This window comes from Streptomyces sp. Y2F8-2, from assembly GCF_014905555.1.
GTDB classification, from domain to species: Bacteria; Actinomycetota; Actinomycetes; order Streptomycetales; family Streptomycetaceae; genus Streptomyces; species Streptomyces cynarae.
Map to the genome: position 1 here is coordinate 811,910 of NZ_BNGS01000001.1, position 21,695 is coordinate 833,604.

A 21,695-nucleotide genomic window follows, 5' to 3' on the forward strand; every position below is an offset into this window, starting at 1 on the left:
CCGCACGGGTCTGCTCCGCCGCGGAATCGTGCTCCTCACGCGCGTACTCGCCGACTGACCGTCCGTCGCCCGCCCGCTGCTCGGCGGTGGCGACGACCCCTTCCGCGAGCTCGTGTTCGGGACTTTTTGCGTGACCCATGTGCTCGGTGTGATCCCTGGCGGCGGTCACCGCGGTCACCTCTCCTTCTCGAGTACGGACAGCGCGGCGATGAGATCGGCCTGGGGCTCGGCGTGGACGTCGAGGGCGTCGAGGGGGGCGAGGCGGCGTTCGCGTTCCGTGCGCAGGGCCCGGTCGAGGTACTCCGAGAGCAGCCGCGCGGCCCGGTCGCGCAGCCGCAGCGCCCGATGCGCGCCGATCCGCTCGGCAAGCCCCTCGCCGGCCGCCCGCGCCCGCCCTCCGCCGAGCAGGGCCGTGGCGACGAGGGCGGCCACCTCCTCGGCGTCCGGGGCGGTGCTCTTGTCCAGGTCGCGCACCGCTTCCTCGGAGTACTCCTCCAGGACGCGCCGCCAGCGTCGTACGGTCATCCCGATGCGGTGCTCGGCGCTGTCCAGCGTGGGGTCGCGCTGCATCAGTTCCGGGGTCGCCGCGGCGGGTTCGCGACGCCAGGCCTCCTCGACGCGCTCGTCGGCGGCTGCGATCGCGCACAGCAGCAGGGCGCCGAGGCTGTCGACGAGGGCGTCCAGCAGTTCCCCGGCGGTGCAGTCCACGGGGTGGCCGCGCCAGCGTTTCAGGGCGTCGCCGGCGAGGACGGCCCCGGACTCCAGACGCTCCCGCACGCGCGCGCACTCGCTGTCGTACGCGGTGTCGACGGCCGCGGTGAGCCGAAGAGCGGCGGCGTACTGGGCGGCGGCGGCGCCGGCCAGTTCCGGCAGCCGGGCCCTGAGCGAGTCGAGGACTCCCTGGGCCGTCCGTGTCATGGCGGCCTCCCGGGCGGCGGGATCCCGGACCAGGTTCGCGAGCCACAAGCGCAGCGGCTCGACGGCGGTGGCGGGCAGCAGCCCCCCGCCCCAGGCGGACTCGGGCAGCTCGGGCACGGTGAACCGGGGGACGTCGCCGAGCCCGGCCTTGGTGAGCAGGGCGCCGTACTGCCGCGACACCTCGGACACGACCTGGTGCGGTACCCGGTCGAGCACGGTGACGAGGGTCGCGCGGTACTCCTTGGCGGTGCGCAGCAGGTGCCAGGGCACGGCGTCGGCGTAGCGGGCGGCGGTGGTGACCAGGACCCAGACGTCGGCGGCGCAGATCAGCTCGGCGGCGAGGATCCGGTTGCCCGCGACCAGGGAGTCGATGTCGGGCGCGTCGAGGAGGGCGAGCCCGCGCGGGAGCGTGTCGGCGGTCTCGATGCGCAGCACCCGCTCCTCGCGGCCCACGGCGGTGCGTGGGTCGTCGCCGGACTCCTGCTGCGGCACCCATACGCGCGGAAGGGTGGGCAGGACGCGCATACGGCTGAACCAGTGGTGGTCGCCCGGATGGCAGACCAGGACGGGCGTTCGGGTGGTGGGCCGGAGGACGCCCGCCTCGCTGACCTTGCGCCCTACGAGGGAATTGACGAGCGTCGACTTGCCGCTCCCGGTCGATCCCCCGATGACGGCCAGAAGGGGCGCTTCAGGCTCTCGCAGCCGGGGCACCACATAGTCGTCGAGCTGTGCGAGAAGCTCGTCGCGGTTCGCACGCGCGCGTGGAGCCCCGGCCAGGGGCAGCGGGAAGCGTGCGGCGGCGACACGGTCGCGCAGGGCGGAGAGTGCGTCGAGCAGCTGAGGCCGTACGTCCAAGGTCACCACATGCGAAGAATGCCCAACTTTGGACGCTTTCTGAAGCATATGGCGATGTCTGCGCGCCGAAGGACAGACGGGACGGATGGGGCGACTGGGACCCAGGCATAACGAGTGCACAACACCCGGGGCGTGGAACGCCAAAAGCGATGCACGATTCGCACCTGCCTGCGATTATCGGACCGCTTCACTGAACCTCCACACGGAGCCACGGAGGCGAAGCAACAGGGACAAGGGCCCGGGGAGCCCTATCCTTGTCCCCGGCAAGGTCACGGATCAGCCCGTCCGGGCCCCACGACAGGCCACCACACAGGCCCCCGTAGCTCAGTGGATAGAGCAGGCGCCTTCTAAGCGCTTGGCCGCAGGTTCGAGTCCTGCCGGGGGCGCCGCCCACGACCAGCGAAAACGCCCCGGAGGGAATCTTCCCTCCGGGGCGTTTCGTGTCTCTGACGGCAACGCTGAGGGCAACGGCCCCGTCACTCGTCGGCCAGCAGGCTCCCCAGCCTGTCCTGGGTGGCCTGGAGGCTGAACCTGCACCAGCTTGGCGACGTTACGCCGCACCAGTTCCTCGCGGGCGGCACGCGGGAGGGCGTTCCCCGGCCCGAAGCCGCTTCGCCGACCTCAGTACTGACTGTTGCGGAAGCCGATGGCCACGGCGCCCCACCAGCAGGCCTGAGACACCAGAGCCGTCGCGGCTCCCCAAGCCAGGAGGCTCGGCGTGACCACGGCACTGCCCTGTTGCTTCATGCGTCTGTTGAGGAGCCCGGCTTGGAGGCCGTTGAGGGTGAGGACGAGCACCAGCCCCAACTTGATGCGGGTCAGGGCGGAGCCGAGGTTCGGGTGGAGCATTACGCCGCTGGCCACGAGACCGGCGAGGCCGCTCCAGATCAGGAGGTGGAGGTGGGCTGTGCTGTTCAGGGCGTCGCGCAAGGTGCACCGGCCTGTCAGATACAGGAGCGCATGGTAGTCAGCCACCAAGACGGCCCCGAAGCCGAGCACGAGCGAGGCCAGGTGGGCAAAAAGCGCCACGGTGTGGAGGGTGGCGTCCACTCGCAGATGCAGGGATATCCAGGTGCAGGCCGAGAAGGCCAGGCAGACGGCCAGCGCGGCCGCTCCGACCGTCCACCATGTGTCGTACAGCCCCAACCGCCGGGTGGGCGCCGCCTCAGGGGACACGGATGGCTCCGAGGGCAGCACGGACACAGGCGACTCCTAAGTGATCACAGACGATAGTTAGGTAAGGCTCACCTAAGGATGATTTTCAGTCAAGTCGCCATGTGAACGGGGTTGCAGCCGCGACGCGAGCGTGATCAGAGCGTGCCATTCCCGCGACCTGAGCTCGGCGACGCGCGGCTGCACGGCTGCACGGCAGGGAAGTACAGCAACCCCGCCGACTAGCACCGACCGGCCATACTCCTCACTGGTCGCCTGGCCGGCACGGCAGACCTCAGTGACCTTTGCCCATAGCTCGCATCGAGGGGCGGCCTCACATCCACAGCTGAACATCGACGACGCCGGTCGGAGGGCGTACACGAGCGCTCCCTCGGCCGCAGCAACGCCAGGTTCACCAGGAGTGCGATTGCGTTCGACCACGTCCGAGGACTCTCCGGATCAGCAAGAACGCGCCTATGGCGATCAGGGCGAGCCCCGTCAGGATCAAGGTCGCCCCGAGTGCGGTCAGAAACGTCCCGATCAGGATGAGGAGCGCCCCGATGAGGATCAGGAGCGTCCCGATGATGAAGAGAAAGATCGCGAGGACGGTCACCTCATCCTCCTGTTCTCCCTCCCGCTCTGGTTTCTTCCCCTGCAGACACTCTGCTCCACATCACCACGCCTTGCAGTCAGGAGGCCGCATGGCTTGAGCTACCGCGACAGCCAGGACGCCCTGGGGTGTCCCCAGGATGTTCGAGGCCGGTCGACGGCGACCGACAGTGGCAGAGGAGCCACAGGTACAGCAGTGACGGGGGCGCACTCTGCGGCAAAGGCGGCACAGTGCGGAGCCCACGCGGCGACGGCAATGACGCAGCGCTGACGGCGACGAACAAAGACGGCGGTAGCCGTCGACAGTCGGTCACGGCTGCGGCGTCAGCCGAACCGGACGCGCGGCACGGGCGTGCCCGCACCTCCTTTCCCGAGCGGATCGAGCTCTCAGGCACGTGGCGATGTGCCTTACGAGTGAATCCAGCCGTTCGTTGATCGGCAGCCGACGTGACGGCGGGAAGGCCATTCTGAACACCGGACAAGTGACGGGCAGGGAGCGCCCCTATGCCGAAGTTCCTCATCCAGTCCACCTACACGCCCGAGGGGACGAAGGGCTTGCTCAAGGAAGGCGCGAGTGGCCGCCGCGCCGCTGTCGAACAGGTCGTCGCCGGCCTCGGCGGGACAGTCGAGGCCATGTACTTCGCCTTCGGAGAGGACGACCTCGTGTGCATCCTCGACTTCCCCGACCCAGTGTCCATGGCCGCCGTAAGTCTCAGCGTCAAGGCCAGCGGAGCGCTCCACACCCGGGCCACTCCCCTCCTCACCCTCGACGAGATCGACGAGGCTGCCCGCCGGCAGGTCACCTTCCGCCCTCCCGGCGCGTAAGCCAAGATGGCCCGGCCCGGGAGAGCCGCCAGACGCGTCACAGATCGTGCGGGCAACCCAGGACCAGGGGCATCCCATGGAAACGGTGGACATCGTGGTGCCCGGCGCGCATGGCGAGATCGTCTACGAGATCCCGATCAACCGTTGGCTGCTAGCTCGCAGGGCGACTGACATGCACCGGACGAGGTTCGAAAGGCGTGCGCCCCGTCGACGACAGATGGTCGTCGGCGAGGCGCCACTACGAGACCAGCGGTCCCTAGGCCATGGGCGATGGAGGCGATGGAGTCATTCGCCGAGCTGGGCGGCCAGGAACACTGCTGCCACCGAGGGGCGGACTGCGTACGTTGCGCCCGTGCTCCGCTCAGGGGCCGCCCACCAGTAGAACGGATACCGCCGCCCGCTGTTGCTCTGAGCTTTGTCCATTCCACGCACCACACCTGCCACGCGCGCCGCCAGATTCCCCTCATTCGGCCAGCCCAGAGCCTTGTCCGCCAGTTCCGTGCAGTGGATCGTACGGCCAGGGGTGCGCAGCATGTACTCGAACATCCGCCGGGCCTGCGGGGCGAGCTCAGCCAGGAACACCGCGGCACGCTCCAGGTCCTCCGGGCTCCATTCCGGGGCGCCGTAGTGCTTCTCTTCGCCAGAGTGCTCAGCCCATCGCGGATCAACCTCAGACAGATACTCGGTCATGCCCGCCCCCAACAGTCAGTGCATGGCGTGAGTGTCGTTCGCACCGTACAGATCCGCCGGGACACTGTGTGTCGAATCCGTGTCGAAGTTCTACCGGCGAACACCCTTGACGATCAAGGGTGGGCTCGAAGGGGTCGTGGGGCGGTTGCCCATCGTGACGGGGCCGTCGGCGGTACTGGCGGACACCACGGCCGGGTTTGAGAGTTCCGGAAGAGAGTTCCGGAAAATATCGGCGAGCCTTTGCCTGCCCCTGGTTACCCTGCCTTGTCCTGAACAGGCCAGGGAGGTCCCCATGATCAGCACCACGTCCTTTCCCGAGCGGATCGAGCTCTCGGGGGAGGGCCTCGTTCTCCGCGACTGGACGGAGGCGGACCTGGCCGCGATGCCGGAGCTGTTCGACCACCCCGACATCGCGTACTGGACACCCATCGTCTCCCCCTTCGACGAAGCGGCCGCCCGCACACGACTGGACCGGGACCGGCAGCTGCGAGCGGAGGGCACGACCATCCTGCTCGCCATCACCGTCGACGGCGGCGCACCGCTCGGCGAGGTGATGCTGCGGCGTACCCCCGAGGGCCCGGAGCTCGGCTATGCGGTCGGCCCGGCGCACCGCGGCCAGGGGCTGGCGGCGCGGGCGGTGCGGGTGATGGCCGCATACGCCTTCGAGCAACTGGGCGCGGAGAACGTGATCCTGGAGCTCGAGGCCGAGAACGCCGCCAGTGTCGCCGTGGCCACCAAGGCGGGCTTCAGACTGCTCGACGTGCCGCTGATCAGGGGTGAGGAGAAGGGCCGGCCCTACGCGCTGCAAACGTGGGGTCTCAACCGCCCCTGATCGACCATGAAGAGTCGGACCAGGCTGGGCGGCGGGGAGCGTGACCTTCGAAGTTGTCTACGGCTCTGTCGCCGGGGCGCCTGTCCCCGGAACGATCAGTCCTGTCTCGTAGGCCACGACGACGGCTTGGGCGCGGTCGCGGAGGCGCAGCTTGGCCAGGATGCGGGCCACGTGGGTTTTGACGGTGGCCTCGCTCAGGCCGAAGCGCGCGGCGAGTTCGGCCTGAGCGAGGCCGCTGCCGAGCGAGCGTCTCACCCTCGGCGGGTTTGTCATCGCGGTGACGGGTGCCCTGCTGCCGGCCGGCTGGGCCGCCAGGAACAACACCGCCACCGCGCTGCGCACCGAGTGAACCGTGCCCTGGCGCCGGGCGATCTGCAGCAGGCCGGTCAGCGCCTGACAACGCCGAGCACACCGTTCACCACGGCCCCCGCCCCGCGCCGACCCATCCGGCCGAGAATTCGGGACGAAGGGCAGTCGTGCTGGATTGTGTATCGGCGCGCACCGTCCTGGCGGAGTGTGTTTGCCGTTCAGGCGAGCGGCAACGCGAAGTCCATGAGTCAATCGAACAGCGGCACGAATCAAGGTTCCGCATCCAAGCGGAGTGCATCTGCCAAGGCCCGGCGGGCCACTACGAAGGCGACTGCCCCCGCGTCGCGGGCGGCAGACGAGGCAGCCGAAAAGACCGGTGCCGTGGCGTCAGCAGCCGGGGACGCGGCCGAGCGTGCTGCCGGGACGGGCACCGCGGTCGTGCACAGCGCGGCCGAGCGTGTCCAAGCCGGTCGGCAGGCCGTCATCGCCGCCTCGGGACAGGCCGTGGGCTTCGCCAAGACGGCATGGACGTTGATCGCCCATCGAAAGCTCCTCGCCGCCGGTGTGGGTGCGGGCTTGTCGGCGTTGGGTGCCACGTCCTACCTGGCGGGCCGTCGTGCGGGGCGCCGCACGCACGGTCCGATCACCCGTCTGACCGGCGGGCGGATCTGAGGCGACAGGCCCGGGCCCCGTCACTTCGCAGCGGGGCCGCGAGGGATGCACGGGCCGCTCGAGCGGCGCGTCTTCACGGGGTCGGCGTCAGCCGGCCGTTGACCCGCCGAAGGTCCGTACGGGTCTTCGGCGCTCCGCCCCGTCCAGGTCGACGGGGGACGTGCTCCCCCGGTGGAAACTGGCCCCGGCCCGGGGGATGGTGAGCCGGGGCCAGGGCTGTCAGGTCGTCGGGGACAGTGGGATGTTGTGGGTGTGGCGGAAGAGGTTCTGGGGGTCCACGGTCGACTTGAGGGACTGGAGGCGGGCGTAGGTCTCCGGCTCGAACAGGTCGCGGACCTGGGACTCGGAGACAGGCGTGCCGTCGTTGTAGACGAAGTTGAGGCTGCGGCCCACCGTCCACTGCTTGAGGGCGTCGTAGACCCGCTGGTGGACCGGGCGCGCGGCCTCCGGCGGGGCCGCCATGCCGCCGGTCATCAGGCGGAGCACGTACTGGGCCGAGCGGCCGCCGACCGCGCTGGGGTGGGCAGGGGGGCGGGAGAGGGCGCCGCCCAGGTGACGGATGTCGATGATGCACGGGACCGGGGTGCCCGGGCCCGCCAGGTCGATCAGGGTCTGGAGGGCGATGGGGTCCAACTCCCGCAGCAGCACGTTGCCGCCGAAGTAGGCGTGCGAGAACGCCGGGTCGTGGTAGACCGATCCCGCCTCCTCGTACGGCATCTCGCGTACCGAGTCGATCAGTCGGGGGCCGAGCGCACGCAGCGGCTCCACCAGGCGCTCGCCGTCCTCCGCGCTGCCGTTGAAGACGAACCGCACGTGGGCGACGTACTTGCCGCGCAGCGGCTCGGGGAACGCGGGGGCAGGGGGGTAGCCCATCAGCCCGATCGACGAGGTGAGTTGCTCCGGCACCGTCAGCGTCCACTCGTGGTACGCCCGCAGCAACTCCACCGGGTCGTCCGCCTCGAAGTACAGGCCGCCGCCGTAGAAGCGCGCCACCGGGACCAGTTCCGTCTCGACGGCGGTCACCACGCCGAAGGCGCCGCCGCCGCCCCGCAGCGCGAAGAACAGGTCCGGGTCCGACTCCGCCGTGACGTGGCGCAGGGTGCCGTCCGGCGTGACCACGTCGAGGGAGCGGACGAGGTCGGAGGCGTAGCCGAACTCACGGCCCATCAGTCCCGTGCCGCCGCCGAGCAGATAGCCCACCACGCCCACGTGGGGCGCCGAGCCGTTGAGGGGGGCCAGGCCGTGCGGGGCCGCGGCCTTGATCACCTGTTCCCAGCGCACGCCCGCCTCGACCCGTACGGTGCGGGCCTCCGCGTCCAGTTCGAGGCCGGTCATCCGGTGCGTGCTGATCAGCACCCCCTCCCCGCGCAGCGCGGTGACGATGCCGTGACCGGTGGAGTGCACGGCCACCGGCAGGTCGAGGCCGGCGGCGAACCGCACCGCCGCGCGCACGTCGTCAGCGCACGTCGCCCCGACGATCACGGAGGGTTCGTGCCGGAAACCGGCCTGGAAGCCGGACCGCTCCTCGTCGTAGCCCTCGTCGCCCGGCCGCAGCACAGGGCCTTTCACCTGCCCGGTCAGGCCTTCCAGGTCGACGTCGACGCTCATCTGCTCGTTCCTTTCCAGGGGGGTCGGCTGCCACCCTGCCGTTGCCTGTGTCGGCAGTCGATGGATGGGCTTGTTTGCACACCGCGCCGGTTGCTCGGCCCGGGTCGGTCGGTGATGCGGCCGCCGGTCAGTCGGTGAGCCGACTGGCGGTCAGTCCGTGCTCCGGCTGCCGGTCAGTCCGGGATCCGGCTGCCGGTCAGTCCGGGACGCGGCGCCACCGGAGTACGCGCAGCTGGGGGCGGCCCACCAGGGCCCGGCCGCGCAGCTCCAGTTCGTCCCGGGCGACGAAGACCAGGTCGCGGATCTGGTCCGTGCCCAGCCACGACCTGTCCGGCGCCAGGTCGATCGTGTGGACGACGCGGTCGCCGTCCCGGCGCCAGGTGCCCGCGTAGCTCATGTAGTCGGGCCGCCCGGGCCGCGCGGGACCGGTGCGCATCATCGTCACGGAGAGCCGGCCGCCCGGGGCGTAGACCAGCAGGCCCGCCGGTGCGGGCCCGAGCGGGCCCTCGTGCACCGTGCCGTCGTCGTCCAGGTCGTGAAAGGACCGCAGGGACCAGACGCCGGTCAGGTCCTCGTCGGTCTCCCACGGACCGGCCGCGCGAGCGGTGGTCTCCGGTGCCGTGGGGCGGGCTTCACGTCCCGTGCCGTCCGGTGCGGTGAGCTGTGCTGTCGTCGTGGGGTGCATCGGCGTCTCCCTTCCGGGGCGCTCAGGCCGCGGGAGCGGCGGGTTCAGGGGTGTCGTCGCCGGTCATGCCTCGCTGGGCCCGGCGGGTCGTTTCCTCGAGCGGCTCGGGCGGCAGTGCGCTCACCTCGTCGAGGCGGGCGGTCTGCTCGTCGGTGAGGCGTAGGTCGAGGGCGGCCAGGTAGTCCTCCAGATGGGCGGGGGTGCGCGGGCCGATCACCGGCACCAGCGTGGTGCCGCTGCGCCGGGCGCGGTGCAGGACCCAGGCGACGGCCACCCGGGAGGCGGGCTCCCCCATCTCCGCGGCGACGGCCAGGACGGCGTCCACGACCGCGGTGACGCGGGCGCTGGACTCCGTACGGATGACGCGTCCGCCCAGGTCGGTCAGGCGGCCCGCGCTGCTCGTGCGGTACTTGCCGGTGAGCAGTCCGCCGCCGAGCGGCGACCACAGGGCCGCGCCGAGGCCCAGGGCCTCGGCCATGGGCAGCAGGTCGCGGTCGGCGGTGCGTTCGGCGAGGCTGTACTCGGTCTGGATGCCGATCAGGGGGGACCAGCCGCGCAGTTCGGCGATGGTTGCGGCCCGGGAGACCCGCCATGCGGGGAAGTTGGACAGACCCGCGTAGAGGATCTTCCCGGCGCGCACCAGATCGTCGAAGGCGGCCAGGATCTCCTCGACCGGGGTCACCGGGTCGGGGAAGTGCGCCCAGTAGATGTCGATGTGGTCGGTGCGCAGCCGCCGCAGGCTCGCCTCCAGCGAGCGGATCATGCTCTTGCGGCTGTTGCCGGGGCGGGGGCCGGCGCCACGGGCCGTGTCCCCGGGGGCCCCGGAGGCCCCGGAGGCCCCGGTGCCCAAGGTGTACTTGCCGGACAGCACGAACGCGTCGCGGTCCGCCCCGACGAACTCGCCCACCAGTTCCTCGGCCTGGCCGCTCTGGTAGTAGTCGGCGGTGTCGATCAGGGTGCCGCCGGCCTCGGCGAAGCGCTCGAACATGCGGCGGGCGACGGCGGGCTCGGCCCCGGCTCCCCAGCGGGTGCCGAAGTTGACGGTGCCGAGCCCGTACTGGGAGACCCTCAGGCCGGTCTTCCGTCCGAAGGCGGGACTGCGCATGGCGGGCCTCCTCAGGCGGCCAGGGGGATGGTGGGCCGGTCGCCGGGCACGGCGCCGAGCGCGGCCCAGTCGACCGGGGCGCCGGCCGTCCACAGCGTGCCGAGCGTGGTCAGCAGTCCGGCGGTTTCGGGAGTGCGGGCGCCGGGGTGCGGCAGCGACGAGAGGGCGGTGGTGCCCGGGGGCAGGTCGGAGCGTCGTTTGACGAGTCCGGTCAGGGCGGGGCCGGGGCCGGTCTCCAGGAGGACTCCGGGGGCGTCGGCGAGCAGGGTGGCGACGGCGTCGGAGAACCGCACGGTCTGCCGCAGGTGCCGGGCCCAGTAGTCGGGGTCCGTGGCCTGCTCGGCGGTGATCCAGGCACCGGTGACGCCGGAGACGAACCTCTCCGCGGGCGGGCGCAGGCCGATCCCGGCGGCGGCCTCGCGCAGCCGGTCCACGCAGCCGTCCATCATCCTGCTGTGGAAGGCGTGCGAGACGCGCAGGCGGCGGCCGGGCGTGCCGGCGCCGGCGAGCCTCTCCTCGACGCGCGCGATGGCCTCCTCGGTGCCGGCCAGCACGCACGAGTCGGGGGCGTTGACCGTGGCCAGGTCGGTGCCCTCGGTGAGACAGGGGGCGAGTGCGTGCTCGGGGAGCGGGACCGCGAGCATCGCCCCGGGCGGCGCCTGCTGCATCAGCCGGGCGCGCAGTGCCACGAAGCGCAGGGCGTCCGGGAGTTCCATGACCCCGGCCAGGGTGGCGGCGACGTACTCGCCGAGGCTGTGCCCGATCATCGCGGCGGGCCGCACGCCCAGCGCGATCAGGGTGCGGGCCAAGGCGTACTCCAGCGCGAACAGGGCGGGCTGTGCGGCCTCGGTCTGCCGGAGTCCGGCTCCCGTCGCGTCCTGGAGGACGGGGCGCAGGTCCATTCCGGCGGCGCTGTGCAGCAGGTCGAGGCAGCGGTCCAGTTCGGCGCGGAAGAGCGGGAGGTCGTGGGCGAGGGCGAGGCCCATGCGGCCGTACTGGGAGCCCTGGCCGGGGAAGACGAAGGCGATGGCGGGCGGTCGGCCGTCCGGCCGCTGCGGCGCTGCTCCCGGTCCCGTCGGCGCCCCTCGCCGTGCCGCCGGCGCCCCTCCCGGCCCCGTCGGCACTCCTCCCGTCACCGCCTGCCCAGCGGCCTGCCGGAGTTCATGCCGTGCCTTCTCCCGCTCCCGCTGCAGTGCCTTCGCCAGGTCCTCGTCGGTCTCCCCCACCGCGAAGGCGCGGTACGGGGGTACCGGCGCGGTCACCGCCACCACCCGGTGGGCCCCCGCCCTGACGTGCACCGTCCCGCCGGACGGCTCCTCCACCAGGAGGCCGCGGATCCGGGCGAGCAGCCGGTGCCGCTGGTCGGGGGCGCGGAAGTAGAAGTGGCCCCCGGGCAGGTGGACGGTCTCGAACGGCCCCTCGGTGTGCTCCCGCCAGTTCTCCACACGCAGGGTCTCGCGCTCCTGGTCGCCCGCGAAGACGGTGAGCGGGATCTGAAGGGGCGGGCCGGGCTCGAAGGGGTACGTCTCGAAGATCCGCAGGTCGGCGCGGAACGTGCCGAGCACCATGGCGCGCAGGGCGGCGTCCTCGTGCACCTGGGCGGGCAGGGCGCCCCAGCGTCGCTCGACCTCGGCGAGCAGTTCGTCGTCCGGGAGGGTGTGGACGGTCGTGGCGGCGCGCGGGTGGGGCGGGGGCGGGCTGGAGGACAGCAGCAGCCGGGTCGGCAGCGGCCGGCCCAGGCGGCGCAGCGCACGGGTCACCTCGAAGGCCACCAGTCCACCCAGGCTGTGACCGAAGAAGGCGAACGGGCGCTGCGGCTCCAGGACCGCGACCACCGCGTCGACCAGCTCGGGCATGCCGGTGACGGGGGGCTCGGCGTGCCGCGCGGCACGGCCGGGGAGCTGGATGCCGTGGACCTCGAGCTCGGGCAGTTCGTCGCCGAAGCGGACGTACTCGCCGGGCGAACCCCCTGCGTGGGCGAAGCAGTACAGGTCCGCGACGGCGTCGGGGCGGCGGGTGCGGGTGACCAGCCACCGGCCGCGTGGCGTACCGGCGTTCATGGGTGGTGCTCCTTTCGGGAGGCGGGGGCGGGGGCTCACGGCGGGGGCCGTCAGGCGACCGGGGCCGGTTCGGGTGTGCGCCCGCCGAGCCGGTCGGCGACCAGGGCCGCGAACTCGGCCGGGGTCTGCGCGTCGTACAGCACCGACGATTCCAGCTCCACCCCGAACGACTCACGCGCCAACGCCAGCAACTGCGTCGCGACCAGCGAATCCCCACCCAGATCGAAGAACCCGGCATCCGGACCCACCGACTCCAGCCCCAACGTCCGGGCGAACAACTCCGACACCGCGGTCAGCGTGACCGGAACACCAGAGGCCGGCGGCACGGCGGCGGAGGACGCGGCGGCTGCTTCGACCAGGGCCGCGAACTCGGCCGGGGTCTGCGCGTCGTACAGCACCGACGACTCCAGCTCCACCCCGAACGACTCACGCGCCAACGCCAGCAACTGCGTCGCGACCAGCGAATCCCCACCCAGATCGAAGAACCCGGCATCCGGACCCACCGACTCCAGCCCCAACGTCCGGGCGAACAACTCCGACACCGCGGCCAGCGTGACCGGAACACCAGAGGCCGGCGGCACGGCTGCGGTCGGGGCTTCCGGGGCCGGGGACGCCTCGGGCGTGGCGTCCGGGGAGGCGGGGGCCACTGGCTCCACGACGTAGCGCCGGCGCTCGAAGGGGTACGTCGGCAGTGGCACCTTGCGGCGCCGCCCGGATCCGTGCACGGCGCTCCAGTCGACGGACAGGCCGCCGAGCCACAGCCGGCCGAGGGCGGTCAGCAGGGCGGCGCGGGCGCCGAGCGCACCGGCCTCCTCGGGCAGGACCGGCAGCAGCGTGGTGCCGCGGTCCTCGGCCGACACGTCGGCGCCTGCCGTGCTGACCGGGATGCTCGGGTCGCGGCGGGTGACGTTGCTGCCGCCGTCGGCCTGGGCCCCGGGGTCGGCCCCGGCCCCGGCTCCGGCCCCGGTCAGGATGAGGCGCACCGCGTCCGCGACTGTGTACACCCCCGCCACGGTCTCGGCGACGAGCGCCCCGGTGCCGTGTCCCGCGACCGCCGCGGCACGGACGCCCCAGGACTGCCACAGCCGGCCCAGGGCCAGCTCGGTGGCGAAGACGTCGAGGGCTTCCGGGACCTCCGCGTCCGGGTCGGCGAGGGCCAGGCACTCCTCGACGGTGCGCCGGAACAGGGGCTCCGCGCGCAGGTCGCGGGTGTCGGCGCGGGTCGCGGTGCCGGGGAAGAACAGGGTGACGGGGCCGGCGAAGACGGCGGCCGTGGAGTCGGTGAGGCGGCCGCGGTCCAGGCCGTCGAGGACGCGTACGGCGTCCGCGGGGCCGTCGACGACCGCGCAGCGGCGCACGGGCAGTTCGCGGCGGCCGGTCTGGAGGGTCCAGGCCACGTCGGGCAGCGCGAGTCCGGGGCGGTCGCGCAGGTGGGCGGCGAGCCGGTCGGTCAGCGTGTCGAGAGCCGTTTCGGTGCGGGCCGACAGGACGAGCAGCTGGGGTCCGGGCTCCGCCGCGCCCGGTTCGGGGCCGCTGCGCGCCGGCTCGGGTGCCTGTTCCAGGACCACGTGCGCGTTGGTGCCGCCGATACCGAAGGAGCTCACCCCGGCCCGGCGCGGGACGCCGCCGTCCGGGCGCCACTCGCGGACCTCGGTGACCACCTCGAAGGGGCTCGACGCGAAGTCGATCCCGGGGTTGGGCGCGGTGTAGTTCAGGCTCGGCGGCAGGACGCCGTGCTCCAGGGCGAGCACGGTCTTGATCAGCCCGGCTGCCCCGGCGGCCGCGTCGGTGTGCCCGATGTTGGTCTTCACCGCGCCGATGCCGCAGAACCCGGTGCGGTCGGTGTCCTCGCGGAACGCCCGGGTCAGGGCGGTGATCTCGATGGGGTCGCCGAGCGGGGTGGCCGTGCCGTGCGCCTCGACGTAGGTGACGGTGTCCGCGTCGACGCCCGCGACGAGTTGGGCCTCGCGGATCACGGCGGCCTGTCCGGACACGCTGGGCGCGGTGAAGCCGACCCGGTCGGAGCCGTCGTTGTTGACCGCGGAGCCGCGCAGCACGGCACGGATCCGGTCGCCGTCGGCCCGCGCGTCGGCGAGCCGCTTGAGGACGACGATGCCGACGCCGTCCCCGCCCACCGTGCCGCCCGCGGCGGCGTCGAAGGTGCGGCAGACGCCGTCCGCGGAGATGATCCCGCCCTCGATGTACGGGCTCTCCTTGGCCGGGACGCGCACCGCGACGCCTCCGGCGAGTGCCAGGTCGCAGTCGCCGGACAGCAGCGCCTGCACAGCGGTGTGCACGGCGACCAGGGAGGTCGCGCAGGCGGCCTGCACCACGACGGCGGGGCCGCGCAGGCCCAGCTTGTAGGCGACGCGGGAGGCCAGGTAGTCGGGGGCGTTGGCGACCAGGATCTCCATGTCGGTCACGGAAGGCAGCTCGTCCCGGCGCTCCTTGAGCAACTGCGCGTACGCCGTGTCGGTGCTGCCCGCGTACACGCCGACGCGCCCGGAGTGCCGGTCCGGGTCCTGGCCCGCGTCCTCCAGCGCCTCGACCGCGCACTCCAGGAACACCCGGTGCTGCGGGTTGAGCAGGCGCGCCTCGCGCGGCGAGAAGCCGAAGTAGTCCGCGTCGAACCACTCGGGGTCCTTCAGCAGGCCGCGCGCGGGCGTGTACGCGCTGCCGCCGCGGGGCGCGGGACGGCGCGGGAAGCGGGTGACGGTCTCCCGTCCCCGCACGAGGTTGTGCCAGAACTCGTCGGCGTTCTCGGCTCCCGGGTACCGGCATGCCAGGCCGACGACGGCGACCAGGCCGTCGTCCTGCCCGGCGTCCGCCCCGGCGTCGTCGATGCGGTCACTCGCCACGGCCGGGCCCTCCGAGTCCGGTGCGGGCGCGGCGCGCCGCGAGCCGGGAGCGGCCGCCCCCGGGGCGTCGTGCCGTGCGGCCGAGCGGCTCCCCGGCGCCGCCGTCCCCGTCCAGGTGTGCGGCGAGCCCGCGCACCGTGGGGTACTGGAACAGGTCCACGAGCGGCGGGGCCGCGCCGAGGCGGGCGGTGATGCGGTCCTGCACCATGTGCAGCAGGACGGAGTGCCCGCCGAGGTCGAAGAAGTTGTCCTCGGCCCCCACCTCGGGCAGTTCGAGGACCTCGCACCAGATGCCGGCGAGGACACGCTCGGTGTCCGTGGCCGGGGGATGGGAAATCACCGGTCTTCTCCCCTGTGTCGCGCGGATGTCTTGCGCCGGATGACGGGGGACGGCCGTGGCTCCGAGGGCCGCGCCGCCGTGCGACTGACGCACATCCTCGGTTGAACGCGGTCCGTCATCGAAAGCATCGTCCGGCGGCCCTCTCCAGGAATTCCATTCCTGGTCTCATGAGCGGTCTATAGAAGGCCCAAGGGACGTCGCCCCCATGCACGACCACGCGATTGACTCCTTCTCAGGAGGAACGATCCGGTGGGCAACTGCGGATCGTTGCCGATGGTTGAAATAGGCCCGTACTGTTCCGGGCGCTGTCTTCCAGGGGAGGAAACTCATGACCGCGCAGACCATGACCGGCAGGCAGTTGCCGGAGTTCCCGCTCCGCAGCGTCGAACGGCGCACGGACGCGGCGGAGGAGTACGCGAGGCTGGCGGCCGGGGCCCCGGTCACCCAGGTACGGCTGCCCAGCGGCCGCCCCGCATGGCTGATCGTGGGCTATCGGGAGGTGCGTACGGCGCTCACCGATCCGCGGTTCTCCCGGAACGAGGCGGTCCGCGACCCGGGCGGGCACCTGCTGGCCGTGGAGGCGGTCGGCACGTCGATACTCAACCTCGACCCGCCCGCCCACACCCGGTTGCGCCGCGTGGCCGCGCGCGGCTTCACCGAGGCGCGGATCGCCGCCCTGCGGCCCCGCATCACCGAGACGGTGGGTGAGCTCCTCGACGACCTGGCACAGCAGCACCCCGACCCCGTGGACCTGTGCGAGGGCTTCTGCAAGGTGCTGCCGGTGCGGGTCATCGGCGAGATCCTCGGGGTGCCGCCGGCCGACCGGTACCGGATCGAGAAGTGGCGCGACGGCCTCGACGCGCCGATCACCGGGAACGGCGCGCCGGACACCTCGGCACACGCCGAACTCCTCGAATACATCGACGAGTTGGTGGCCGAGCGGCGTGAGCGGCCGCAGGACGACCTGCTGAGCGTGCTGGCCCGGGCGGGCGAGGACGGTGAGGAGGAGGACGTCCTGACCGACCGGGAGATCGCCGCGCTGGGCGGCACCCTGCTGGTCGCCGGCTTCGAGAACACCGTGGCGCAACTCGGCCTGGTGCTGCGGGAGGTGCTGACCGGACCGGACGGGCCGCGCGGCCTGCCGCAGGACGAGGAGGCGCTGGCGGCCGAGGTCGAGGAGCTGATCCGGCGGCTGCCGATCGGCGACTACGGCGGCACGCTGGCCCGCAAGGCGACCGAGGACGTCGAACTGGGCGGGGTGTCCGTCAAGGCCGGCGACATCGTGATCGCCGCGGTGCAGGCCGCCAACTTCGACCCGGAGGCCTTCGCCGACCCGCGCCGCCACGACCCGGTGCGCGACACCGTCGCCCACCACCTGGCGTTCGGCTACGGGGTGCACCGCTGCCTCGGCGCTCCGGTGGCGCGGATCGAACTCCAGGAGTCCCTCAAGGCGTTGCGTGACCGGTTCCCCGGAATGCGGCTCGCCGTGCCGGCCGAGGAACTGCGTTTCCACGAGGCCGCGATCAACCGGCGTCTGGTGTCCCTTCCCGTCGTCTGGTGATCACGCTCGTCACCGATTCCGGTCCACGGAGAATTCGATGCCCGTCCGTGGCCGGTGAAATACGGCGATGCCCGCCCCCCTGCCGGGGACGGGCATCGCCGCTTGCGCATCCGCGGGTCATCCGCGAATGACGCCTTTGGTCCGCATCAGGAAATGCGCGAGATAGCCGTCGTGCGGAATTCCGGTGTCGGTCCAGTACGTGGGATGGTCGCCGATGTACACGTTCGCGATGCTCGGCTCGTCGAGGAACGCGTCGATCAGTTCGGTGTCCTGCGTGTACGCGCCGAGGATCAGCGTGTCGCGCAGGGGGGCCACGCCCTGCGCGCGCGACCAGGGGGCCACCCACACGCAGGGGAAGGGCAGTTCGGTGCCGGCGCGGTCGTCGTCGGCGCTGTCGAGCTGGTGGACGACGGGGCGGAGCACCGCACTGCCGTCGCCCAGTTCCTCGACGAAGCCGTCGCCGCCGAGGTGGCAGCGGGCGTCCCCGGCGCGGTCCCGTACGTACTTCTCCAGGGCGCGCGCGGCGACCGCGGACTGCACCGGCAGGACCGCGTTCTCGTCCTCGGGCGGCAGGGCGGGCAGCGCCGCGAGCCGCTCGGCGATCGCCTCGGCGACCGGGGTCGGGTCGCCCTCGACCAGGACGGCCGTCGCGTTGACGCAGCCGGTGCCGCCGTGATGGGCGATGGAGTCGACCACGGTGTCCAGGTGGGCGCGCCAGTCGGTGTCCGCGGTCAGCAGGATCTTGGACCGGCCGGGGGTCAGCGGCAGTACGGCCGGATCGTCGGCGTACTGGCGGATGACCTCGTCGCTTCCGTACGCGAGGTCGGCGCCGCTCAGCAGCGCCTCGGCGGCGGCGTGGTCGGTGGGCAGCAGCACCACCTGGTCCTCGCCGAACCCCGCCATGCGCAGCGCGCTCACCAGGCGGTGCGGGGTGAACGGCTCACGGCGTGAGGGGCGTACGGCGACGCGGTAGCCGAGGGCCAGGGCCTCGGGCCACAGGGTGTGCGTCCCGGGGTGGTTGCCGGCGGCGTGCACGGCGAACACCTCGCCCCTGCGGGTCCACACGGCGCGCCCGGAGCGGGTCAGCGGGTCGCGCCAGTCCCCGACCGCGCCGTGCGGGCGGGCGTGCTGGAGGCCGCGGTGGAGCTGGGCGGTGCGGTGCAGCGCGGTGCGGGTGGCGGCGCGTACCACCGTCAGGGGAACGCCGGAGACCCGGCTGACCGCGTGCTCGTAGTCGTCGACGGTGAGGCCGCCGATGGTCTCGGTGGCGAAGATGCGTCCGGCGCGCACGATCGCCGCGATCCGCTCGTCCGCGGGCAGCGGCCGGGCGCGGCGCAGCGCGGCCATGGCCCGGTCGACGTAGACGGCCGGGGCGAGGGAGAGCTCGGCCACCGGCTGACCGGAGACGTCGGCGACCGGGGCGCGGCTGCGGGAGCGGTACGGCCCCGAGGGGCCGAGGACGTCCAGCTGGATCGGTCCGCCGTCCGGCGCCGGCGCTCCAGGCTCCGCCGCCAGGGCCGTCGCGGGCGCGGGTGCCGTCGTCCGGGCGGGTGCGGTCGTCATCAGTAGACCCCCTCGATGACGGTCTCGTTCTCGAAGGTGGCGACCGGGGCGATGTCGGCGGCCGCGTCGCCGACCCGGCCGGGCAGCGCCTCGACGCGGGTGGCGAGGTCGCGCTCCAGGTTGTTGGGCAGGAACAGCGCCTTGGACACGTGGTTCATGACCACCTGGCCGCGCTCCCCGTACGCCACGGGGCGGCGGGTGGCCGGATCGACGACGGAGAAGGTCACGTACGGCGAGAAGGTGTCGAAGACACAGGCGTCGCCGGTGTCCCCGGCCCGCTGGCCCGCGATGCCGAGGATCATCGTGCTGCCGTAGTGCCCGTACAGGACGGTGTCCGGGAAGATCTCGGTGCGGTACAGGTGCAGGGTGTCGGGGTCGAGCTGGGTGCCTCCCCAGCGGATGGCCCGCACCTTGTCGTTGACGAGCTTCACCAGGTCGTCGCGGCGCACCAGGCGCTCCAGCAGGGCGGGGGTGATGGTGAGCACCCCGATGTCCTGGGTGCGCAGCACGAACGCCGCCTGGTCGATGACGTGTTCGGCGTATGCGTCGGCCTGGTCCTTGCGGCCCTCGGCGATGAGCTTCTTCACCCAGCGCGGGTCGAGGTCGACCTGGAAGCCGTACCGGCCGTGGGTGGCCGCGGACCGGCGGAAGATCTCGCCGACGATGTGCGGCCCGGACGGAGTCAGGCCCAGCCAGTCCACTCCGCGCGGGAAGCCGTGCTCGTCCAGGTTGGCGTTGCTCCACTCGACCAGCCGGTCGAGCCAGTCGCGGGGGCACACCACGCGCTTGGGCGCGCCGGTGGTGCCGCCGCTCTCGTAGATGCCGACGATGTCCGGGCGGGGGCCGTAGCCCTTGGGGATCAGCTCGTGCACCGGGACCTTGCGCATCTCGTTCACGACGTTCGGGAACAGGTGCAGGTCGGCGTGGCTCTTGATGTCCCTGCGCGGGTCGAAGTCCAGGGCCCTGGCCCGCTGAAGCCAGTAAGGGGAGCCGGTCTCGGGGCTGAAGTGCCATTCCATCGCCGCCTGGACGAACTCGTCCGGGTCGGGGCGGCTGTCGAAGGGGAGCTCCAGCAGGGGGTTGACTGCGGTGGGCACGACGTCTCCTTGATCGTCTCACGGTGGGTGGGCGGGCGCGGCGGGCCGGGTCAGCCGGGGGTGTGGAAGGCGCGGTCGTACCAGACGAGCGCCTTGCCCGGGGCGCGGGTCCGGGTGCCGCAGATCGCGCCCAGTACGAGGACGTGGTCGCCGGCCTCCACCACCTGGTCGAGCCGGCAGTGCAGCGTCATCAGGGCGTCCGGCAGATACGGCAGTCCGGTGCCCGGCCACTCGGCGAAGGTCCCCTGGGCGAACCGGTCCTGGCCCTGCCGGGCGAAGCCGCGGGCGACGTCCTGCTGATGCCCGGCGAGCACGTTGACCACGAACTCGGGTGCGGCCAGCAGGTCGTCGTGGCAGCTGGAGGTGCGGGCCAGGCCCACCGACAGCAGCGGCGGGTCCATGGACACCGAGGAGACGGCGCTGGCCGTGAACCCGCGCCGCCGTCCCACCGCGTCCACGGTGGTGACGACCGTGACGGGGGCGGCGAGCAGCGCCATCGCGTCGCGGAACTCCTGGTTGCCGATGAGGGAGGGCCGCGCCAGTGCCTCAACTGTCATGATTCACCTTCCGTCGCAAGCGGTCCGGGGCCGTCAGAAACGGTCCGGGGAGAGGAAGCCGGCGTCGATCGCCGCAGGCTTGTGCTGCACCAGGTCGGCGAGGAGCTCCCCGATGCCCGTGGCGTGCTTGAACCCGTGGGCGTTGCATCCGCCGGCGACCACGAGCCTGCTGTCCCCGCCGGGGCGTCCGATGACGAACTGGCCGTCGGGGGTCTTCGCGTACATGCAGACCGCGACCTTCGACGGCACGTCCGCGAGGCCGGGCAGCTTCTCGGGGAGCAGGGAGCCGAGCTCCGTCCAGTCCTCGGGGCGGACGGCGCGGTCGTCGGTCAGCGGGTCCAGCGGGGTGGGCACCCGGCCGTGCTCCTCCAAGCCGAGTTTGACGTCGTGCCCGTTCTCGGCGCCGTTGCCCCACAGCACCCGGCCGCCCTCGATCTCCCGCATGAAGACGGGCAGGTCGGCGAGGCCGAAGCCGTCCTCGTGGCCCGCCCGGGGACGGAACCAGGTGATCGGCATCCGGTACGTCTCCACGGGGAGGCCGGGCACCAGGGAGCCGAGCCACGCGCCGGCCGCGACGACGACCTGCCGGACCCGCAGTTCGGTCTGGGCCGTGCGCACCAGCGCGCCGCCGGGCACCAGTTCGATCGCGTCGACACGGGTGCCGGTGTGGACCCGGGCCCCGGCGGCCCGGGCCAGGCCGACGGCGGCCCGCACCGACTCCTCCGGGCGCAGGATGCCCGCGGACGGCTCCCACACGCCGATGTGGTCGGCGGGCAGCGCGGCCTGCCGGGGGAAGCGCTCGCGCAGCAGGGCCGGGGTCAGGGTCTCCACCTCGATGCCGTGGACGCGGGCCGCGCGCAGGGTGCCGCCGGCGATGAGACCGTCCTCGGGGCCGATCAGCAGACCGCCTGCGGGAACGAACAGCTGCTGCCCGTGGGCCTGCTCCAGCTGGTGCCACAGCTCCAGGGAGCGGCGGGCCAGGGGGACCAGGTGGGGGTGTTCCAGGCAGGTGACGCGGAACATCCGGGAGCCGCCGTGCGAGGAGCCGAACGGGTGGCCCGGTTCGTGGCGGTCGAGTCCCACGGCTTCGATGCCGCGCGCCGCCAGCTGCCACAGGGCCGAGGCGCCCCAGGCTCCCAGGCCCACGACGGCCACTTCCGCGTCCCACCCGGCCATGTCCCCTCCTCCTTCGGGCCGGCCACGATCCGGCCGGCCGACGGCGTCCACCACACCACCCGGCGCCGGCGCGGGGCCTGAGTAGCCACCACTCATCCGGGTCCCCGGACGGGAGGACGGGGGTGAGTGCGGCCTGACGGCCGCTCGGTTGAGTACCGCTCAGTTGAGTACCGCTCACTCACGCTGCCCGGGCTGGGCGCGTGGTCCGATCGGCCCGGCGGGA

General features: G+C 72.6%; 18 protein-coding genes, 1 tRNA gene and 1 pseudogene. 5 read left to right on the top strand and 15 right to left on the bottom strand.

Annotation, left to right across the window (positions count from 1 at the left end):
• Positions 1-174: 174 nt before the first annotated feature.
• A complete protein-coding gene (locus SY2F82_RS03635; protein WP_200417438.1) occupies positions 175-1,782 on the bottom strand; it encodes a dynamin family protein in 1,608 nt (535 codons plus the stop codon).
• Positions 1,783-2,086: 304 nt separating this feature from the next.
• Between SY2F82_RS03635 and SY2F82_RS03640 the strand changes: the two genes are divergently transcribed.
• Positions 2,087-2,159 (top strand) — tRNA-Arg (locus SY2F82_RS03640).
• A 235-nt stretch (positions 2,160-2,394) separates the two neighbouring features.
• On the opposite strand, the gene SY2F82_RS03645 is transcribed toward SY2F82_RS03640, so the two are convergent.
• Complete coding sequence (locus SY2F82_RS03645; protein WP_200417439.1) at positions 2,395-2,976, bottom strand: hypothetical protein; 582 nt, start codon at positions 2,974-2,976, stop codon at positions 2,395-2,397.
• 361 nt (positions 2,977-3,337) lie between these two features.
• Complete coding sequence (locus SY2F82_RS03650; protein ID WP_200417440.1) at positions 3,338-3,538, bottom strand: hypothetical protein; 201 nt, start codon at positions 3,536-3,538, stop codon at positions 3,338-3,340.
• Positions 3,539-4,038: 500 nt separating this feature from the next.
• Here SY2F82_RS03650 and SY2F82_RS03655 point away from each other — a divergent pair, with 500 nt between their 5' ends.
• Entirely contained in the window at positions 4,039-4,359 is a 321-nt protein-coding gene (locus SY2F82_RS03655; RefSeq protein ID WP_200417441.1) for a GYD domain-containing protein, read from the top strand.
• A gap of 285 nt (positions 4,360-4,644) precedes the next feature.
• Here SY2F82_RS03655 and SY2F82_RS03660 read toward each other — a convergent pair whose 3' ends face one another.
• Positions 4,645-5,049 (bottom strand): DUF6416 domain-containing protein, encoded by a 405-nt coding sequence (locus SY2F82_RS03660; protein WP_236041083.1) that lies wholly within the window; start codon positions 5,047-5,049, stop codon positions 4,645-4,647.
• Positions 5,050-5,341: 292 nt separating this feature from the next.
• Here SY2F82_RS03660 and SY2F82_RS03665 point away from each other — a divergent pair, with 292 nt between their 5' ends.
• A complete protein-coding gene (locus tag SY2F82_RS03665) occupies positions 5,342-5,881 on the top strand; it encodes a GNAT family N-acetyltransferase (RefSeq protein WP_200417442.1) in 540 nt (179 codons plus the stop codon).
• Positions 5,882-5,938: 57 nt separating this feature from the next.
• Here SY2F82_RS03665 and SY2F82_RS03670 read toward each other — a convergent pair.
• Positions 5,939-6,136, bottom strand: a pseudogene (locus SY2F82_RS03670) (response regulator transcription factor); the annotation flags it as partial.
• A 297-nt stretch (positions 6,137-6,433) separates the two neighbouring features.
• Between SY2F82_RS03670 and SY2F82_RS03675 the strand changes: the two are divergent.
• Entirely contained in the window at positions 6,434-6,862 is a 429-nt protein-coding gene (locus SY2F82_RS03675; protein WP_200417792.1) for a hypothetical protein, read from the top strand.
• Positions 6,863-7,081: 219 nt separating this feature from the next.
• Here the strand turns inward: SY2F82_RS03675 and SY2F82_RS03680 are convergent, their stop codons facing one another.
• From SY2F82_RS03680 to SY2F82_RS03705, 6 genes are all read right to left on the bottom strand, one after another.
• The gene (locus SY2F82_RS03680; protein ID WP_200417443.1) at positions 7,082-8,470 is read right to left on the bottom strand and encodes an FAD-binding oxidoreductase; all 1,389 of its coding nucleotides are present in this window, start codon (positions 8,468-8,470) and stop codon (positions 7,082-7,084) included.
• Positions 8,471-8,666: 196 nt separating this feature from the next.
• A complete protein-coding gene (locus SY2F82_RS03685) occupies positions 8,667-9,155 on the bottom strand; it encodes a lipocalin-like domain-containing protein (protein ID WP_200417444.1) in 489 nt (162 codons plus the stop codon).
• Positions 9,156-9,177: 22 nt separating this feature from the next.
• Positions 9,178-10,260: an aldo/keto reductase gene (locus SY2F82_RS03690; protein ID WP_200417445.1), complete on the bottom strand. Its 1,083-nt coding sequence runs from the start codon at positions 10,258-10,260 to the stop codon at positions 9,178-9,180.
• A gap of 11 nt (positions 10,261-10,271) precedes the next feature.
• Complete coding sequence (locus tag SY2F82_RS39475; protein WP_200417446.1) at positions 10,272-12,320, bottom strand: acyltransferase domain-containing protein; 2,049 nt, start codon at positions 12,318-12,320, stop codon at positions 10,272-10,274.
• A 50-nt stretch (positions 12,321-12,370) separates the two neighbouring features.
• Positions 12,371-15,178, bottom strand: coding sequence for a type I polyketide synthase (locus SY2F82_RS03700; protein WP_200417447.1), 2,808 nt, complete (start codon positions 15,176-15,178; stop codon positions 12,371-12,373).
• On the bottom strand, positions 15,168-15,518 hold the full coding sequence (locus SY2F82_RS03705) for a phosphopantetheine-binding protein (protein WP_200417448.1): 351 nt from the start codon (positions 15,516-15,518) through the stop codon (positions 15,168-15,170). The genes SY2F82_RS03700 and SY2F82_RS03705 overlap by 11 nt, the downstream gene beginning before the upstream one ends.
• A gap of 328 nt (positions 15,519-15,846) precedes the next feature.
• Here SY2F82_RS03705 and SY2F82_RS03710 point away from each other — a divergent pair, with 328 nt between their 5' ends.
• Positions 15,847-17,079 (top strand): cytochrome P450, encoded by a 1,233-nt coding sequence (locus SY2F82_RS03710; protein ID WP_200417449.1) that lies wholly within the window; start codon positions 15,847-15,849, stop codon positions 17,077-17,079.
• Positions 17,080-17,196: 117 nt separating this feature from the next.
• Here SY2F82_RS03710 and SY2F82_RS03715 read toward each other — a convergent pair whose 3' ends face one another.
• From SY2F82_RS03715 to solA, 4 genes are read right to left on the bottom strand one after another with little or no spacing between them, the layout of a single operon-like run.
• On the bottom strand, positions 17,197-18,642 hold the full coding sequence (locus SY2F82_RS03715) for an aldehyde dehydrogenase family protein (protein WP_200417450.1): 1,446 nt from the start codon (positions 18,640-18,642) through the stop codon (positions 17,197-17,199).
• Complete coding sequence (locus SY2F82_RS03720; RefSeq protein ID WP_200417451.1) at positions 18,642-19,739, bottom strand: phenazine antibiotic biosynthesis protein; 1,098 nt, start codon at positions 19,737-19,739, stop codon at positions 18,642-18,644. The genes SY2F82_RS03715 and SY2F82_RS03720 overlap by 1 nt, the downstream gene beginning before the upstream one ends.
• Positions 19,740-19,789: 50 nt before the next feature.
• The gene (locus SY2F82_RS03725) at positions 19,790-20,296 is read right to left on the bottom strand and encodes a flavin reductase family protein (protein WP_200417452.1); all 507 of its coding nucleotides are present in this window, start codon (positions 20,294-20,296) and stop codon (positions 19,790-19,792) included.
• A 33-nt stretch (positions 20,297-20,329) separates the two neighbouring features.
• Positions 20,330-21,472, bottom strand: coding sequence for an N-methyl-L-tryptophan oxidase (gene solA, locus SY2F82_RS03730; RefSeq protein ID WP_200417453.1), 1,143 nt, complete (start codon positions 21,470-21,472; stop codon positions 20,330-20,332).
• Positions 21,473-21,695: the final 223 nt, after the last annotated feature.

Excerpts from the sequence above, each read along its gene's own strand:
- SY2F82_RS03675 (WP_200417792.1), top strand. The coding sequence starts at position 6,434 with ATGAGTCAATCGAACAGCGGCACGAATCAAGGTTCCGCATCCAAGCGG.
- SY2F82_RS03725 (WP_200417452.1), bottom strand. The coding sequence starts at position 20,296 with ATGACAGTTGAGGCACTGGCGCGGCCCTCCCTCATCGGCAACCAGGAG.
- SY2F82_RS03715 (WP_200417450.1), bottom strand. The coding sequence starts at position 18,642 with ATGACGACCGCACCCGCCCGGACGACGGCACCCGCGCCCGCGACGGCC.
- SY2F82_RS03665 (WP_200417442.1), top strand. The coding sequence starts at position 5,342 with ATGATCAGCACCACGTCCTTTCCCGAGCGGATCGAGCTCTCGGGGGAG.
- SY2F82_RS03690 (WP_200417445.1), bottom strand. The coding sequence starts at position 10,260 with ATGCGCAGTCCCGCCTTCGGACGGAAGACCGGCCTGAGGGTCTCCCAG.
- SY2F82_RS03655 (WP_200417441.1), top strand. The coding sequence starts at position 4,039 with ATGCCGAAGTTCCTCATCCAGTCCACCTACACGCCCGAGGGGACGAAG.
- SY2F82_RS03710 (WP_200417449.1), top strand. The coding sequence starts at position 15,847 with ATGACCGCGCAGACCATGACCGGCAGGCAGTTGCCGGAGTTCCCGCTC.
- SY2F82_RS03660 (WP_236041083.1), bottom strand. The coding sequence starts at position 5,049 with ATGACCGAGTATCTGTCTGAGGTTGATCCGCGATGGGCTGAGCACTCT.
- solA (WP_200417453.1), bottom strand. The coding sequence starts at position 21,472 with ATGGCCGGGTGGGACGCGGAAGTGGCCGTCGTGGGCCTGGGAGCCTGG.
- SY2F82_RS39475 (WP_200417446.1), bottom strand. The coding sequence starts at position 12,320 with ATGAACGCCGGTACGCCACGCGGCCGGTGGCTGGTCACCCGCACCCGC.
- SY2F82_RS03685 (WP_200417444.1), bottom strand. The coding sequence starts at position 9,155 with ATGCACCCCACGACGACAGCACAGCTCACCGCACCGGACGGCACGGGA.
- SY2F82_RS03680 (WP_200417443.1), bottom strand. The coding sequence starts at position 8,470 with ATGAGCGTCGACGTCGACCTGGAAGGCCTGACCGGGCAGGTGAAAGGC.